Origin of the sequence: Agarivorans sp. Alg241-V36 (assembly GCF_900537085.1) — a bacterium.
GTDB lineage: Bacteria > Pseudomonadota > Gammaproteobacteria > Enterobacterales > Celerinatantimonadaceae > Agarivorans.
On record NZ_UNRE01000007.1, the window covers coordinates 78,701 to 94,416 of the forward strand.

Genomic DNA, 15,716 nt, shown 5'->3' on the forward strand with positions numbered 1-15,716 from the left:
TTTCATTTATAGTTTTTATTTACACTTTAAATTGGCTAATAACTTCGCTTAAGCGCTGAGTTACCTGCCTTACATCCTCGCTTACGTTGTCTATTTCACTAGAACTTTTCGCCACTGCGAGAGATATTTGTTGGATGTCATTCACGCTATTGTGAATCAGATCCGAAGTCTTAGTTTGTTCTTCTGTTGCTGCTGCAATTTGCTCGTTTACCGCGTGAATCGATTCAACTTTGCCAGTAATATCCATCAAAGATTTACCCGCTTGAGCTGACTGTTCAACACTTCGACCGGCTTGCTCTATACCGCGGTTCATTGCTTCTACCGCCGAGCCCGAACCTTTTTGTAGCTCTTCTAGTACTTGCTGAATTTCTTGAGTTGAATCTTGGGTACGTGATGCTAGCGTTCTAACCTCATCGGCTACCACGGCAAAGCCGCGCCCTTGCTCACCAGCGCGCGCCGCTTCAATCGCTGCGTTTAAGGCCAACAAGTTGGTTTGTTCAGCAATACCGCGAATAGCATCCAAAATTACACCTACATTGCTTGTGTAAGATTCCAATTGGTTAATCGCTTGGGCGGTACCATTCACTTCTTCTGCCAAGTGATTGATTACCGAAATGGTGTTTTCTACCACTAGGTTGCCCTCTTGGGCAGTGGTATTGGCCGAAGATGCTTCTTGAGAAGCCTGCGAAGCAAAATCAGCAATATGGTGTACGCTGGCTGTCATTTGCTGAATAGCCGCACTCACCGAGTCAACAGAGTGGTTTTGAGATTCGATACTACTGGCGGTGTGCTTGCTGGTTTCCATCAAGCGGGTTGATACGTCTTGCAGCGCTTGTACGGTTTCGGTAGTTGTAGCAATGCTAATTTGCATCTTACTAATAAACTGATTAAACCAATGCACTAAGGTAGCAATTTCGTCTTTGCCATCGTAATCAACCCGGACAGTAAGATCCCCTTCACCTTCGGCTATTTCTCGTAATGACGAGGTCACTTGAGCGATGGAATTAACAATACTTCGAGTGGTCATAATGCCAACAAAGATCACCACCACAATCGTGGCTACACCCAAAATAATCCCGGTAGTAACCGCAGATTGAGAGCTAGCAATGGTGCCTTCAATGGTTTCGTTAAAGGCCTTCTCGGTATTTGCCCGTAAGCTGGCTAAGCCTTGAGTAAGCTCTTGCAGAACGGCTGCGGAACGCTCAGCTTTGGCAGGCAATGTGGCAAAGTCGGCACTGCCATCGACTAAGCTCATAGCTATGCCTCGAGCTTGACCATAGTATTTGTTTTGTAGGTTTTGTAGTTGCTCTACATCTTGCCTAGCACTAGGTAAGATTTGGATCAGTTCATTGAGTTTGTCGTTCAATAACTGATTTTGCTCATCTGCCGCTTCCAATGACTCTTCTTCACCGGTAGTTACCGCTGTTTGCAGCAATTGGTCTACGTTATATAGGGTGTTTTGCGCGACAGTTGCGATATCTAAGGCAGGGAAATACTGATCTCTAATTTGTTCAATATTGAACTGGCTTTGTTGCTGCACCTTCATGTTGTTTACCAAATAGATTGCAAACCCAACAACAGCAATTGCCGCCAAGATCCCAACCTTATGGCTTATTTTTAGACGTCTAGCCAAATCCATTTATACCACTCCATGTAAATACAAGTATCGATAGCTTATGTATCGGCACCATTAACTGAATGTTTAAACAACATTTCAAATGTTAAGCAAACCCCCAACAATTAAAACACACGTTTAAATATTGTTAGAAATCATATTAGATTAAACGACTTAATCCATTCCGACTAAAAGCCTAGGTGCATAAGAAATTATAGATGTTTATTCCAGCTAAGTAGGAAAAACAACAAAGAAAGATGAATTAAACACTAGAGGAGCAATAAATAGCAAGTAATATCAGCTATAACTAAATTAATAGTTGTTTATATATGAAATGGGCCTGAAATGGCCCATAAATGGGAGGTGTTATTTGTGAGAGCAGATCTTTGATTCAGCGGTGGTAAAGCCTTGCTTGGCTTCGATAAACTTGCCGCGTTCGGCCAAAAACACGATCAACTGCTGCGCGTTCATCTCTTTTTTACTGCAAGTATGGTATTGGCTATTTTCGCCAAAGGTTTCTTTCATTAGTGCTTCTAGCGAAGCAGAAGTAAAACTCCCACCTTGCTCTAACATCAACTGCATCACTTGATGCCCGTGAATCGATTGACTCATTATGACCTCCATTAAAAAACGGCGTCCACTTTACCAGTGCCACGCCGTTTGTTTGTTGCGTTAGAACAAGCTAGATAAGCTTCTCAACGTTCTTGGAGGCCAATTGTTGTTGATAAGACTGAATAGAGCTTTGCAACAAGGCATCATTTTGCGCTTGCTGAGAGGTAGATTGCGCATAGTTAGTATCTAAAATACGAGAACGTGCGGCGCTTTGCGCCTCAATTGCTGCTTGAGTTGAACGATAAGCAGACTCTGCAGCATTGCTAGATGCACCTAGCTCCGCTTGATTAGCATCAGTGGTTTGCTGAGCACCTTGCAGGGCAGCTTGCGCAGTGGCGGGATCGTTTAGGTCTACATTATCAACGCCAAGATCGGTGGCGTTGGGAATAGCAGCGGTATTAGCATCAACCTGAGCTTGCAAGGCTGCGATATCATCTGAGTTATATATACCGTTACCACTTTGCACAACCAAAGTTTGGTTTTGTTGCAAGAGTTCGGTAGTGCCCTGCAGTTGGGCTGATTCGATGTTATTTAGGCTAACTTGGTTTTGATAAATATTGGCATAGGCTTCTTGCTCGCTAATTCCAGTGGTTAAGCGATTAGAAATTTGTAAGCCGGCAGGGTCATCTGCAGCGGTGTTAATACGCTTACCTGAAGCAAGTTTTTCATCTTGTTCTTCTTGGCGTTTCTTCGCTTGATCCATGTAGAAATCGGACGGAGAAACTGAGCTTGAAACCTGATTGATAGCCATTGGATATCCTCAACAAAACATTTACTAGAGCAGCCATCCTAGCTGTATACTTTTTAAGCATACCATTAAGTGCTAAAAATCGCATCTTTTTGGCTGTTATTTTGCGCTTTTTTCTTGCTCACAAGACCAGCAATAATCAAAACTTCCTGGGTTTACTTCTTGGCACTTTGCGCAAGTCCATTCGGCTACACTGTTTACTTCATATTCTTTCACCGCTTGCTTGGCTTTATCCCACTGAGCGAGCTCCACCATTAGTGTAACTTGCACTACATCCATGGGAAGTTCGCCCGCCGCAGCCATTGCGTACTCTCCATCAACGCGGCTCTCAATGCCCATTTTACTTAACATTCCTTGCAGTAATCGCGCTTCTACAAAGTTGGCCGCTCGATAAAACTCATGCCATTGGCCCATTGCCACCTCTATGTTTTTTCCAAAGATTCAATTCATTATAGGAAAACTGTCTTACTCTGCCTTAGTAAGACCAGAGTAACTAACAGAACTATTCATTAGCTCACGCAAAGATCACGACTTCTGCCTTGATTTGTTGAATATGAACTCGCTAGGCGATTCTCTGTCGACGACAGAATAAGTTCTAAGCACCGCTTCACTTTAAGCTAATTTATCGAGCACACCCAAAGCACCAAGATAAAACATCCTCGCACCAACTTAGATCAAACCAAAAACAAACCAAGCAAATAAACGCACCAGATTGGCGCCAAAATTTGTAAACCCATTGTTATCATCAAGTTAAAAGTCTTTTATTGCATCAACTTAGTGCTTTTCTATTTTACGAACGACAAAAAAGGTCTAATAATTGCTTACTTTTGGCGCAAGCAATATTAAAAGAAAACATATAGGGAGTATTTTTAATGGATAATATTAGTGACGCTATCGACGTATTGTCTCAAAGCGCAAACACTTTATTCATTCTGCTAGGCGCCATAATGGTACTAGCCATGCACGCAGGCTTTGCCTTTTTAGAAGTAGGTACGGTTCGCCACAAAAACCAAGTAAATGCCTTGGTTAAAATTATTACAGATTTCGCGTTTTCTGGCGTAGCTTACTTTGTTATTGGCTACTACCTAGCCTACGGCAGCCACTTCTTTAATAGTGCCGAAGTACTCGCAGAAGGCAACGGCTACGAGCTGGTCAAGTTCTTCTTCTTACTTACCTTTGCTGCTGCTATTCCGGCCATTGTTTCTGGCGGGATCGCTGAACGTGGCAAGTTCTACCCTTTCTTAATTGCTTCCTCATTAATCGTTGGCTTTGTATATCCAGTGTTCGAAGGCATTATTTGGAACGGTAACTTTGGCTTCCAAGCTTGGTTAGAAGCGCAGTTTGGCGCAGCCTTCCATGACTTTGCGGGCTCGGTAGTGGTGCACGCCATGGGCGGCTGGTTAGCGCTAGTAGCGATTAAAGTACTTGGCGCACGTAAAGGCAGAAAACCTGGTGTAGCATTTGCTCCTTCAAACATTCCATTCTTAGCTTTAGGTGCTTGGGTACTAACCGTTGGCTGGTTCGGCTTTAACGTGATGTCTGCGCAAACTATGGATGGTATTAGCGGCTTAGTAGCAGTGAACACCTTAATGGCAATGGTTGGCGGAACCATTGTTGCGCTAGTGGTTGGCCGCAATGACCCAGGTTTTGTTCACAATGGTCCTTTAGCTGGCCTAGTAGCAGTGTGTGCCGGTTCAGATCTCATGCATCCCATTGGCGCGTTGGTGACCGGTGGTGTAGCTGGCGCCTTATTTGTTTGGGTATTCACTTGGTTACAACAGCGCTCTAACCTCGATGACGTATTGGGTGTTTGGCCACTTCACGGCTTATGTGGTGTTTGGGGCGGTGTTGCCGCTGGCATCTTTGGCAGCCAAGCTTTAGGTGGTTTAGGCGGCGTATCGCTAATTAGCCAAATCATCGGTAGCCTTGCTGGTGTCGCTGTAGCTCTAATCGGTGGAGTGATTGTTTACGGCATCGTAGATAAAGTTGCTGGCTTGCGTCTTTCTGAAGAAGACGAATTCCACGGCGCTGACTTGGCGATTCACAAAATTAGCGCTACCAACAAAGACCGTTAATAAAAAAGCCCACACAGTAGTGCGGGCTTTGCGCTAACTAACATGCAGTTCTGGTGAAGCTCACCTTGAACTGCATTTTGCTGTTTAGAGCTCAATAATATCTAGCTTGTAATCAATCTGACTTAAGTACTGTTGCTCGTTTTCTAAATCTGCTCGAGTTAGTGGATTGTTCTGCAACCAGATTTGATCCAACAATAAACTCATTTGTTGTCCTGCTGCTCTAAACTGCAGTTCTGGCAACGTTTGACGACGCTTACCGCGATTGAAAATCACCGACAAACGAATGATCAAACAGGCCTTAAGCAAATCTGCATTGTCCATTGGAAATTGTTTAACGGGAATGCGCTTGCGATGAGCCAATACCAAGGCGGCTAATTGCTGCTGTTCGATGCGAGAAAAGCCGGCCAAATCCACATGTTCAACAATGTAAGCACCGTGTTTATGGTAATCACTATGCGCCACATCTAAGCCAACTAAGAACAACTGAGAAGCCCAGTTCAACAGTTTGGTAGTTTCTACTTCATCTAGCGACCAGGTTTCTGCCACTTGGTTTAGCAACAATTGGCAGGTGGCATCTACTCGACCACTAAACTGGTTATCAACATGGTAACGCTCTGCCAGTTTTTGCACGCTAGCAGGGCGAATATCACTATGCTCTAGGCGCCCTTTTAGTTCATATAACAAACCTTCACGCAGGGCCGACTCAGCAGCGTGCATGGTTTCAATATTTAATGCTTGGAATAGCGCCTGCAAAACCACAACCCCGCCCAAAAACACTGGCTGGCGCTCTAACGATAAGCCCTTGAGGGGTATGTTGCATTCACCGGCTTCAAGGTAGCGCTCAATAATCGCGTCTAAACCTTTGAGTTGAATTTCACCGTCGCAAAATTGGTTTTCTAAACAGACTTTAGCCACTGCCTTTATGGTGCCAGAAGCCCCTAAACACTCATTCCAACTATGTTCTAAGAAGTCATCGGCCACTGGCAATAGTTGTTGTGAACAATAAACACTGGCTTTTAGTAAGCGGTTTTTGGTCACTCGGCCGTTTTTAAAGAAACGTTTTGTGATAGACACACAGCCCATGTCTAAGCTTTCTTTAAGCTTTAGCTCCATGCCTTCACCAAGGGTTACCTCGGTACTGCCACCGCCAATATCGATAACCATACGCGGGCCGTTGGTAGGCGCCATGTAGTGAGCTACGCCTAGATAAATTAAGCGAGCTTCTTCTTCACCGGAAATCACTTCTACAGGGTGGCCAAGGCGCTGCTCGGCGGCTTGCAGGAATACGTTGGAGTCAATAATACTACGCAGGGTTTTGGTGCCAACAACTCTTACGCTGCCAGGTTTAAATTCGCGGAGGCGCTCACCAAAGCGCTCTAAGCAAGCTTGAGCGCGATTCCAAGCCGCGGCGTCGAGGCTGCCGTCATCTTGCAAACCCCAACCTAAACGCACCATTTCTTTCACTTTATCGCGAACTTTAAGTTCGCCGTCTTCCCAGTCAGCAATAATTAAATGAAAACTATTGCTGCCTAAATCCAGAGCTGCCAGCTGTTGAGTTTTAGGACTCAACAAACGCGATAAATTGAACATAAACTAACCTCAGCGAATCACTCGCAAAAGACCGAGCTAAAAGGCTCTCTAATTTACTTCAATATAAAACGTTTTAACATAGTTTCTATATCATTTACCTGTTGTTGCAAGGCTTCGCTAGATTGAGCAACTCTCTCTATTTGCTCAAAATTATCCTCGGCCACTTCGGCGATCACGTTTACATTGCGTGTCACTTCGCTGGCCACATGATGTTGCTCTTGAGCGGCCACACTAATTTGGTCGGTCATCTCGCGCATTTGGCTCATGTCGGTACGAATCGTCATGATCGCCTCGCGTGATTTCTCGGCCAGTTCTTTAGATTGGCTCATTTGATCGCGGCTCGCGGCCATCGCGTCAAACACCTGGGTAGACTCGCGCTGCAAGGTAGTAATCATCGCCCTTACCGACTCGGTGCTTTTAGTGGTTTGGCTGGCTAAGCTGCGTACTTCATCCGCCACTACTGCAAAGCCTCGGCCTTGCTCACCGGCACGGGCTGCTTCAATGGCTGCGTTAAGAGCCAGTAGGTTGGTTTTCTCAGCAATCCCATCGATCACTTCGATAATAGAACCAATCTGTTTGCTGGCATCAGCCAGTTTATCTACCTGACCAGATGTACTCTGTAAGGCGTCATCGAGGCTATCGATCATCTCGATGTTTTGATTCATCACCTGCTGGCCTTGGTCGATATTGCTTTCCACCGACATCGACAATTCACGGCTACTTTCGGTATTTGATGCGACTTCTTTAATCGCCGATTCCATCTCGGTAACCGCAGTGGCTACGCTGCTAAGCTCAGCGGTTTGCTTATCTAGTTTGGTTTTAACAACGCTAGATGCTTCGTTGTTTTTAACCGAAACATCGCTGAGTTGATGCGCCGCACTTTGAATTTGGCTAAATACATCTCGCGCCTGTTCAATCATTCGATTGATAGCAGCCACCAGCACGCCAAACTCACCAGAATATTTGCCCTGCATGGTTTGGCTATAGTTGCCTTCCGCAAGTAATAGAATTTGTGACTGGGTATGCTCAAGAGGCTTGCGAATCAAACTGGCTAACCAATAGGCTACGGCAATGGCGAAAATAATCACCAAGGGTACAACCACTGCGGTAATAGAGCGGGCATTAAGAATCAAACTTCTGCCCTGCTCGCTGGCTACTTCACTTTGTTGGTTGGCAAGTCCGACAATTTTTACAATCACACTGTCTAAGCCACTGAGCTGTTGATTAATCGTTACGGTTTGCTTAGTAATATCGGCTATGGTTTCTTGGCTACCGATGTAGCGCTCAACAATGCCAGAATCATCATTAATTTGTTTGTTAAACCAGATAATAAGCTCAGTAATTTTAGGGTCGGCTAAACCTTCAACTTCAAATGTTAAAGATTCAAAGTCATCATTAAACACTTTACTGTTGTACTGGATTTTTTTGACTAAATCCGCGACTTTCTCGGGCTCGCGAGTATTCACCATGTTAGATAATAAAAACTCGATTAAGCCAAAACGATCCATCACCATAGTCAGTACATCTTGAATATAACTGTCTTCTGCCGCACTTGGGCCACTCACCGAGTTAACGATGCGTTTTAGATCTGATAATTGAAACAAAAAGTCGCTAACATCATTTCGTACTTTCTGATCCTGTTGTAAGAAAGTTCGTTGAAGCTGGGCTAAGTTTTCACCTTGGGTAGATAAGGTATTTTCAACTCGTTTTACGTCATCTAAATATTGGTTTAACTCACCTAGATTATATTTGGAAGCATGTTCCTCAAGGGCACTAACATCCTCTTCTAAGCCATTTAGAGATAATTGCGCCTGGCTATTAAGCTCCTCTAGCTCACTCAAGCTGGCTGCATTGTCTATTGCCAGCAAACGAATGCCTGAACGTAAAGCCTGACTACCTACCTGGTTGGCTAATAACTGAGTTCTAGCACTATTTTCTGTAAGTGTATTAAAGCTAGAATTGATTTGCTGAGCTAGCAATAACGCTGCACCGCCGCCCATCGCAATCACCAAGGTGAGAACGGCAAACCCAATATATAACCTGTGTACAACTGAGATTTGATTGATACTTTTTCCCAACATGCCTTGCTACCCTTTCCCAAAAGCTCGCGAATTCCCACTAGTAAGACTAGTAAGGATTTTGTTGATTATCTTTTTTAGTCGTTATTGTGCGAAGTTCCGCACATCCACAAGCTGTAAGCCATTATTAGCTTTGGCTTTTTAGCTCATTGTTTGCACGAAAAGATGCGTAATAAAAGATTAACCTGAAGTTCGTATTATTTTTTATAAACCATCATAGCAAGGAAGCAAACATGAGCACACGGCTGATTTTACCTCTCTCTCTACTCTTGTTAACTAGCCCGCAAATATTCGCTAAAGAAGACCCATCTTCAGCAGCTTTGCCCTACCAAGTATTAACAAGCATGGAAAACGGTACCGAAATTCGCAATGGTGGATATGGCTCAGCCATGACTGCACATCCAAGTTTAGTTGATCACTTTTATGCCCTTACCGACCGTGGCCCCAATGCCAAATACCAAGGTCCAGAAGGCAAGGGAAAGATCTTTCCAACGCCTGAGTACACCCCACGTATTGGCCTGTTTCGTCTAAGCGATGGTGAAGTGAAACAAGTGAAAGAAATACTATTGAAAGACCCCAAGGGTAAGCTTATTTCTGGCCTACCTAACCCTAAAGGCATGGGCGACACGGGTGAAGTGGCCTACGCAAATGACAAGTCGGTATTGCAAGCCGACCCATTTGGTTTAGACAGCGAAGGCTTAGTTGCCTTAAAAGATGGCAGCTTTTGGGTGAGTGATGAGTACGGCCCGCACATTGTTCATTACAGCGAGGCTGGCATAGAACTAGAGCGCATTAACCCGTTTGGTACTGGAACTGGTGGCAGGAAGCTACCTGCGGTATTTGCAAATCGCCGCGCCAATCGCGGTATGGAAGGCTTAGCGATTACTCCAGATGAGAAAGTGCTATTTGGCATCATGCAGTCAACCCTTTATAACCCCAGCAAAAAAGCCATCAGCAACAAAAATCTTACCCGTATCGTTAGCTTTGATATCGCCACCGGTAAAACTAAACAATTCTTGTACCAACAAGAAGCCAATAATCTATCTAACTCAGAGATCGTTGCCTTAAATCAACAGCAATTTTTGGTCATAGAACGTGACGGTGGTTTTGCTGGTGCTAGCGGGAAAAAACAGGCCAAATACAAACGTATCTACCAAATAGATTTAAGCCAAGCCACCGACGTAAGTGGCGATGTAGATGCCGAGCTGGGTTTAACATTTGCCGGAAAAACCCTTGAGCAGATGACTTGGCAAGAGTTGGCGCAACAAGGGATTAAGCCGGTCACAAAGACCTTAGTGAATGACTTACTGGTAGATATGCCTACGCCCTATCCTCACGACAAGCTAGAGGGTTTATGGCTGCGAGCCGATAAACAACTAGCAGTACTCAACGATGATGATTTTGCGGTTGCTGCTAAAGGCGAGCAGGTGATTCAGAAGATACTGCCGGCTAATCAAACTATCGATCGCAATACTCTGTATTTACTGAAATAGCCCGAAGAAACCTACGCTCAGAGTGCTGCTTAAGTGCTCTGAGCCTTTAGCTTTAGACTTATCTTTCGCTCAATTTGGGCGTTCCGCTGCAGATTCTATTTGTATAAACAAAACAGCCATCTACACTATGGGTATAGCAGAAAGGAAATCGCTCGTTAATGGTTGTAGATGGACTCACATACTTTATTTTAACCACCTTAGTTACGGTGGTATCGGCAGTTGTGCTTACTCTTATTCGAGTATTTCACGGCCAAAAAACCGCACTAGATTGTTGGATTATCGCCTCCTACACCCAAGTGTGCGCCTTACTGATTGTGCTGTTATCCAGAGAACCCTCAGCTACCGAGATCCTATTACAAAACACCCTATTTGCCGGCTCATTTCTGCTTATTGTGGCCGGCCATCATCATTACTTAAAGCTAGGTTTTAATCGCAACCTACTATCGATAGTACTGCTGCTATATTGCGGGTTGATGTTCTATTTCATATCTATCGAGCCTTCCAGCCAATCGCGCATCACCTTGTTCTCTAGCACCGTGGCCTTATGCTGCTTTTACTGTGCCTATCTGTATTTCCGCTATTGGCGCCAGCAACGCAATAACGCCTTATGGCTGGTGATTGGCTTGTATTTGTTTTTTGGTACTTGTTTACTGCTTAGGGTTTACATCACTATGCAGCATACTCCGCAAAACCAAAGGCTGCTGCTAGGCGTACCCACGATACTTTCTTTGGCTATATTTGCCGGTAATGCTTTGCAAACCTACGTATTTTACTTTTTGCTGCACTGGCGACAAATCATTCAATTAGAGCAACTGGCCAATTACGATGTCACTGGGGCAATGCGTCGCAGCTATTTTTTAAAACAACTGGAAAAAATGACCAAGCGTGCCCAGTTTTCTGGTGGTGAGATTAGCGTGGTATTTATCGATTTGGATCGCTTTAAAAGCATCAATGACGACTATGGCCACGACAACGGCGACTTAGCCTTAATGCACTTTTCTGAGATTGCCCTAGATAACCTACGAGTCGGCGATTTATTTGGCCGTTTTGGCGGCGAGGAGTTTGTAATAGCGCTAAACGGGGCCAACGCTCAGCAAGCTAATGCTTTAGCCAACAGGATCCGTATTCAACTCAATCAGAAGGCGCTAAAAACCAGTAAGGGTAAGCTCTATATGAGTGCCAGTTTTGGCGTCGCCTCTAATCTAGACACTCAGGATTTATCGCAGCTAATCAAACAGGCCGATGAAGCAATGTACCAAGCCAAACGCCAAGGCGGCAATAAGGTCAACTTGTACACTTTCAGCGAAAGCACCAGTGGCTAAACGCAGCCACATTTTTCACTACCTTTTAATTATTATTCCGCTTTACCCGCTAAGCATTTAACCATACTCTTTAGCAAACTCTAGATAGCACAACTATCTTAGCTAATCATGCAATAAGGAAAAACCATGACCATAGGGGTGGGCGGCAGTTCGGCCAGTGAACAATTGGTAGCGTTAAGCGATATGACTAACGGTATAAGTGGTATTAGCAACAGCGAATACCAACAACGCCAGCAACGGGCATGTCAGTTAATGCAGCAACAAGGCATAAGCGCCATTTACTTAAACGCCGGCACTAACTTGTACTATTTTACCGGCCTAAAATGGAGCGCCAGTGAGCGCATGGTGGGAGCGTTATTATGTGCCGATGGGCAATTGCACTATATCGCCCCGTATTTTGAGCAAGACTCCTTAAACGACTTCATGTTAATTGAAGCGCCTTTCCATGGCTGGCACGAACACCAAAGCCCTTATCAGTTATTTCAAAGCCTTTGTACAAGCCTAAAACTAGCAGGAAACATTGCAGTAGATCCAAGTGCCGCATTCTTTCTAGTCGATGGGCTAATTAAAGCCAATCCGCAAATTCAGTTTGTGAATGGCGATATTATTACTCAAACTTGCCGCGCTATAAAGTCAGCAGCTGAAATTGCTTTATTGCAGCATGCCAAAAACATGACCATGGAGGTGCAAAAGGCTGCAGCAAAAATTTTGCGCCCAGGCATTAGCACCAGCGAAGTGACCGAGTTCATCAACCAAGCTCACCAAAAAGTAGGTGCTAGCGGCTCGTCTTTTTGCATTGTTCTATTTGGCTTGGCCAGTTCATTTCCACATGGAGTGAAAGAGCCGCAAATTTTACAAGAAACCGACTGGGTATTAATTGATACCGGCTGCCTGCTGCACGGCTATAATTCTGACATTACTCGCAGCTATGCCTTTGGTGAAGCTAGCGAGCAGCAGCGCCAAGCATGGCAAAGTGAACATAAAGCGCAACAGGCTGCCTTTGCCGCAGCACAAATTGATGCAAGTTGTGCCAGCGTAGATGCTGCCGCTCGTCAATCGCTCGAAGCCGATGGCTATGGCCCTGATTACGCCTTACCCGGTTTACCACATCGTACAGGACATGGCTGTGGCCTAGATATTCACGAAGGTCCATACCTAGTAGCGGGCGACAATACCCCACTAGCCCCCGGCATGGTGTTTAGCAACGAACCGATGTTAGTGATCCCAGAACACTTTGGGGTTCGCCTAGAAGATCACTTTTATATTGGTGAAGAAGGGCCAGTTTGGTTTACCCAACCAAGCCCAAGCGTTGATGACCCTTTCGGCTATCAACTCAGTTAAGTCAAAACACCCACCATCAAAGCAAGCACTCTAGCCATCTCTCATTTGGCTTAGCGTGTTTGTTGCTTTCAAATAGCATCTGAGAAAATTAAACATTTAGCTCGTTTATACAAATACAATTAACTAACGCTGCAGTAAGCTAAGTATTCTCACGCTAAAAGGATAGAGCCATGCAACAACAAAGCCTACTCAAATGGCATTGCTTTGAGGTCACTCGCGAGCAACAAAAGTTGCCCAATCAACAGCAAAAAACCATCACTACACTTCGCCACCCTGGTGCCGTGGTGGTATTGGCAATCAATGATGCTGGGAATATTGTTATGGAGCGTCAATATCGCACAGCCATAAAAGACTGGTTGATAGAACTCCCCGCCGGAACTATAGAAGCTCACGAACAAAGCGAAGCAGGAATACTTGATTGCGCTAAACGAGAATTGCAAGAAGAAGTTAATTTGGTTGCCGAGCAATGGTACAACTTAGGTAAGCTTTACCCTGCCCCGGGATTTTGCGATGAAATACAGTATTTATTTCTGGCTAAACAGCTATCACACCAGCAAGGTCAGTGTGATGAAGATGAGTTTATTGAAGTGTTTGAAATGAGTATTGAAGAATTTGAATTAGGCATCGTTGATGGCAAAATCAACGACGCCAAAACTATTGCTTGTTATAGCCGAGCTAAACTCGCGGGCTTGCTAGGCTAAGCGCTAGTAAGCTGCTGGCTGGCTTTGCCAATTGGAAATAGCTTGTCGTAGGCCAAGTTATAAAAGTAAGCAAAGAACAAATAGTAGATGATCATGGCCGCGTCCATCACCAGTGCTTCAAGCAAACTTACGTTTAGCCACCAAGCCATAACAGGAATGGTGATAAGCAATAAACCTAACTCAAAGCCCAAGGCATGATAAATACGCTGCTTTTGGCTTTTGTCACTGTGTCCTTGGCGATTAAACAAATAGGTATCAAACCAGCGGTTATAAAAATAATTCCAGCCGGTGGCAATAATAGAGAAGAACAGGCCCATCGCACCCGAATGCATTGGGTCTACACCGAACAGCAGCGCCAACAAAGGCATAGCACCTAATAAACCTACTAACTCAAAACCTATGGCATGACGAATTCTATCGGATGTTTGTCTCATGCTTATCTCCAGTTCAATGTAATAAGGCTATTTTATCGACATCTGATTCCCTATACTGGAACACAATACTTTGCTAATTCCTTAAATTGGGAAACAACATGGACAGTTCAGAATTAGACGGCATTGCCACCGGTAGCTTTGAATTTAAAGACATCAACGAGCGTGAATATCGCTTAATGCAAATTGAGCGGGTTGAATCTTTGCTAGCCTACTGCAAACTCAATCGCAACCAATTGGCCAAGATAAGTGGTATTTCAAAAACCGCTCTCTATAACAAGCTAGATAAAGACGGTAACGCTAACTTTAGCCAAATAGAGCTGTTCAAAATCGCCAAAGCGCTAGATTTAAGTGTGGTGTATCTACTGCCACTATCCCAGCAGGAACGCGAACTAGTGAAAGGTTCACCAGTACCCGCCAGCAGCTTACGTTTTGTAGACGATATGTTGGGTGCACGGCGCGACGATATCGAGTTTTTGCATGGGGTTCATAAGCTGTTTAAGGAATACATTCAACAACGTAAAAGCTGAGAGACACTAATAGCTTATGGCTGCACACATACCCGCTTAAACTATGAAAAAATGTCTTTCATATTGGAGTTTTTCAGCTATTAGTGAAAGGAAAGATGCTAGTATTTCTCTAAATAGAAAAATACTTAACCACCACCTTTAAGCAAGAAAGTCAGGCCATCTTATGGCAACCACCGCTCCAAGTTTTGAGGTTACGATGCAGAATAAGATCGTCATAAATGATGTATTTGAGCAGATAGACAATCAACTTACTGAGCAAGGTGTTCATATTGCACACAGATATATGAAGGCTGTTGGAGAAGTTAGTAAGTACTTTAACAACACCCCTGTACCAATGTCCCCAGAATCTCTTTTACCGAACAATGAGCTGGGAAATCAGTTGTGTATATGGCTACACAAATGGTACGACGCGAAATATGGAGAGAACCAACACTTTAATTTTGATCTTGGTTTTTTTTACCAAAAATTTCGGGGTGACCTTTGGCATTACAGGGTACCGGAGTTCGTTGGCAGTTGTAATTTTTTCATTGATAAAAACCTCACGGTTAAGGGGGCTGATAATGAAACCAATATCATGAGAATGTCTCCTAAAATGACTCAATCTTATGTCAATTCATTAACAGAGGCTGAGTTGAAAGAACTATCTAATAACTTTGGTAATGCAATAGAGTCATTTCAAATAGTCAGTGGATGGAGAGTGATTCGAATTCCTTATTTTGAGGCAATTGATGCTGACTTTAAAACAATTACGGCCCAGTTAGAGCCTCACCTAATGAATTATGGGCAGGCTAGATGGGCCTACCTACAATGTGCTGAAAAGATACTAAAATCTTGGCTATTGAAAGCAGAAGTAAGTGAAGAACAACTCAAGAAAAAGTTTGGGCATAACATTCACAAACTGCTTAATGCTTTTAACAAATACTACGAAGTAGAACTTAGCTCAAGGAACCTCGACAATATAGAATGCGCTGCAAGTGCTAGATACGGTGATAAAAGTTTTACTACTGATGACATAGTAGCTGCACAAAATTGGTTATTTTACCTTATAAGGACAATAGGTTTTGGGCCAAAACTCATCACAGCTAAACACTAAACGTGGTAAACATAGCATCTGTTCATTCCACATTATTCTTTATAGCTATAGCCACCTCTATACTAATTGTACAATTACTTCTTCTTA

14 protein-coding genes are annotated in these 15,716 nt (G+C 44.0%); 7 read left to right on the forward strand and 7 right to left on the reverse strand.

Annotated elements, in window-relative coordinates:
* Positions 1 to 19: 19 nt before the first annotated feature.
* The 4 genes from G6R11_RS16355 to G6R11_RS16370 all read right to left on the reverse strand — a co-directional run bounded on the left by G6R11_RS16355 (position 20) and on the right by G6R11_RS16370 (position 3,389).
* A complete protein-coding gene (locus G6R11_RS16355) occupies positions 20 to 1,639 on the reverse strand; it encodes a methyl-accepting chemotaxis protein (protein ID WP_163134142.1) in 1,620 nt (539 codons plus the stop codon).
* A 342-nt stretch (positions 1,640 to 1,981) separates the two neighbouring features.
* A complete protein-coding gene (locus G6R11_RS16360) occupies positions 1,982 to 2,227 on the reverse strand; it encodes a YecH family metal-binding protein (protein ID WP_163134143.1) in 246 nt (81 codons plus the stop codon).
* 70 nt (positions 2,228 to 2,297) lie between these two features.
* Entirely contained in the window at positions 2,298 to 2,978 is a 681-nt protein-coding gene (locus G6R11_RS16365) for a flagellin (protein WP_163134144.1), read from the reverse strand.
* Positions 2,979 to 3,074: 96 nt separating this feature from the next.
* Positions 3,075 to 3,389 carry a DUF2007 domain-containing protein gene (locus G6R11_RS16370; RefSeq protein ID WP_163134145.1) on the reverse strand — a complete coding sequence of 105 codons (315 nt, stop codon included), beginning with the start codon at positions 3,387 to 3,389 and terminating at the stop codon, positions 3,075 to 3,077.
* Positions 3,390 to 3,847: 458 nt separating this feature from the next.
* On the opposite strand from G6R11_RS16370, the gene G6R11_RS16375 reads away from it, so the two are divergent.
* Positions 3,848 to 5,050, forward strand: coding sequence for an ammonium transporter (locus G6R11_RS16375; RefSeq protein ID WP_163134146.1), 1,203 nt, complete (start codon positions 3,848 to 3,850; stop codon positions 5,048 to 5,050).
* Between the two features lie 84 nt (positions 5,051 to 5,134).
* Here G6R11_RS16375 and G6R11_RS16380 read toward each other — a convergent pair whose 3' ends face one another.
* Together G6R11_RS16380 and G6R11_RS16385 are read right to left on the reverse strand one after the other, a co-directional pair.
* Positions 5,135 to 6,640: a Ppx/GppA phosphatase family protein gene (locus G6R11_RS16380; RefSeq protein WP_163134147.1), complete on the reverse strand. Its 1,506-nt coding sequence runs from the start codon at positions 6,638 to 6,640 to the stop codon at positions 5,135 to 5,137.
* Between the two features lie 53 nt (positions 6,641 to 6,693).
* Complete coding sequence (locus G6R11_RS16385) at positions 6,694 to 8,721, reverse strand: methyl-accepting chemotaxis protein (protein WP_163134148.1); 2,028 nt, start codon at positions 8,719 to 8,721, stop codon at positions 6,694 to 6,696.
* Positions 8,722 to 8,951: 230 nt separating this feature from the next.
* Between G6R11_RS16385 and G6R11_RS16390 the strand changes: the two genes are divergently transcribed.
* From G6R11_RS16390 to G6R11_RS16405, 4 genes are all read left to right on the forward strand, one after another.
* Positions 8,952 to 10,211: an esterase-like activity of phytase family protein gene (locus tag G6R11_RS16390; protein ID WP_163134149.1), complete on the forward strand. Its 1,260-nt coding sequence runs from the start codon at positions 8,952 to 8,954 to the stop codon at positions 10,209 to 10,211.
* Positions 10,212 to 10,369: 158 nt separating this feature from the next.
* On the forward strand, positions 10,370 to 11,533 hold the full coding sequence (locus G6R11_RS16395; RefSeq protein ID WP_163134150.1) for a GGDEF domain-containing protein: 1,164 nt from the start codon (positions 10,370 to 10,372) through the stop codon (positions 11,531 to 11,533).
* Positions 11,534 to 11,659: 126 nt separating this feature from the next.
* Entirely contained in the window at positions 11,660 to 12,874 is a 1,215-nt protein-coding gene (locus G6R11_RS16400; protein ID WP_163134151.1) for a Xaa-Pro peptidase family protein, read from the forward strand.
* A gap of 170 nt (positions 12,875 to 13,044) precedes the next feature.
* On the forward strand, positions 13,045 to 13,575 hold the full coding sequence (locus G6R11_RS16405) for an NUDIX hydrolase (protein ID WP_163134152.1): 531 nt from the start codon (positions 13,045 to 13,047) through the stop codon (positions 13,573 to 13,575).
* Here G6R11_RS16405 and G6R11_RS16410 read toward each other — a convergent pair.
* Positions 13,572 to 14,009, reverse strand: a complete 438-nt coding sequence (locus G6R11_RS16410; RefSeq protein ID WP_163134153.1) for a PACE efflux transporter — start codon at positions 14,007 to 14,009, stop codon at positions 13,572 to 13,574. The genes G6R11_RS16405 and G6R11_RS16410 overlap by 4 nt on opposite strands.
* Positions 14,010 to 14,107: 98 nt before the next feature.
* Between G6R11_RS16410 and G6R11_RS16415 the strand changes: the two genes are divergently transcribed.
* Entirely contained in the window at positions 14,108 to 14,536 is a 429-nt protein-coding gene (locus G6R11_RS16415; protein ID WP_163134154.1) for a helix-turn-helix transcriptional regulator, read from the forward strand.
* Positions 14,537 to 14,699: 163 nt separating this feature from the next.
* Entirely contained in the window at positions 14,700 to 15,629 is a 930-nt protein-coding gene (locus tag G6R11_RS16420; protein ID WP_163134155.1) for a hypothetical protein, read from the forward strand.
* Positions 15,630 to 15,716: the final 87 nt, after the last annotated feature.

What these genes read in the sequence shown, in the direction of transcription:
- G6R11_RS16355 (WP_163134142.1), bottom strand. Translation starts at nt 1,639, where the DNA reads ATGGATTTGGCTAGACGTCTAAAAATAAGCCATAAGGTTGGGATCTTG.
- G6R11_RS16360 (WP_163134143.1), bottom strand. Translation starts at nt 2,227, where the DNA reads ATGAGTCAATCGATTCACGGGCATCAAGTGATGCAGTTGATGTTAGAG.
- G6R11_RS16365 (WP_163134144.1), bottom strand. Translation starts at nt 2,978, where the DNA reads ATGGCTATCAATCAGGTTTCAAGCTCAGTTTCTCCGTCCGATTTCTAC.
- G6R11_RS16370 (WP_163134145.1), bottom strand. Translation starts at nt 3,389, where the DNA reads ATGGGCCAATGGCATGAGTTTTATCGAGCGGCCAACTTTGTAGAAGCG.
- G6R11_RS16375 (WP_163134146.1), top strand. Translation starts at nt 3,848, where the DNA reads ATGGATAATATTAGTGACGCTATCGACGTATTGTCTCAAAGCGCAAAC.
- G6R11_RS16380 (WP_163134147.1), bottom strand. Translation starts at nt 6,640, where the DNA reads ATGTTCAATTTATCGCGTTTGTTGAGTCCTAAAACTCAACAGCTGGCA.
- G6R11_RS16385 (WP_163134148.1), bottom strand. Translation starts at nt 8,721, where the DNA reads ATGTTGGGAAAAAGTATCAATCAAATCTCAGTTGTACACAGGTTATAT.
- G6R11_RS16390 (WP_163134149.1), top strand. Translation starts at nt 8,952, where the DNA reads ATGAGCACACGGCTGATTTTACCTCTCTCTCTACTCTTGTTAACTAGC.
- G6R11_RS16395 (WP_163134150.1), top strand. Translation starts at nt 10,370, where the DNA reads ATGGTTGTAGATGGACTCACATACTTTATTTTAACCACCTTAGTTACG.
- G6R11_RS16400 (WP_163134151.1), top strand. Translation starts at nt 11,660, where the DNA reads ATGACCATAGGGGTGGGCGGCAGTTCGGCCAGTGAACAATTGGTAGCG.
- G6R11_RS16405 (WP_163134152.1), top strand. Translation starts at nt 13,045, where the DNA reads ATGCAACAACAAAGCCTACTCAAATGGCATTGCTTTGAGGTCACTCGC.
- G6R11_RS16410 (WP_163134153.1), bottom strand. Translation starts at nt 14,009, where the DNA reads ATGAGACAAACATCCGATAGAATTCGTCATGCCATAGGTTTTGAGTTA.
- G6R11_RS16415 (WP_163134154.1), top strand. Translation starts at nt 14,108, where the DNA reads ATGGACAGTTCAGAATTAGACGGCATTGCCACCGGTAGCTTTGAATTT.
- G6R11_RS16420 (WP_163134155.1), top strand. Translation starts at nt 14,700, where the DNA reads ATGGCAACCACCGCTCCAAGTTTTGAGGTTACGATGCAGAATAAGATC.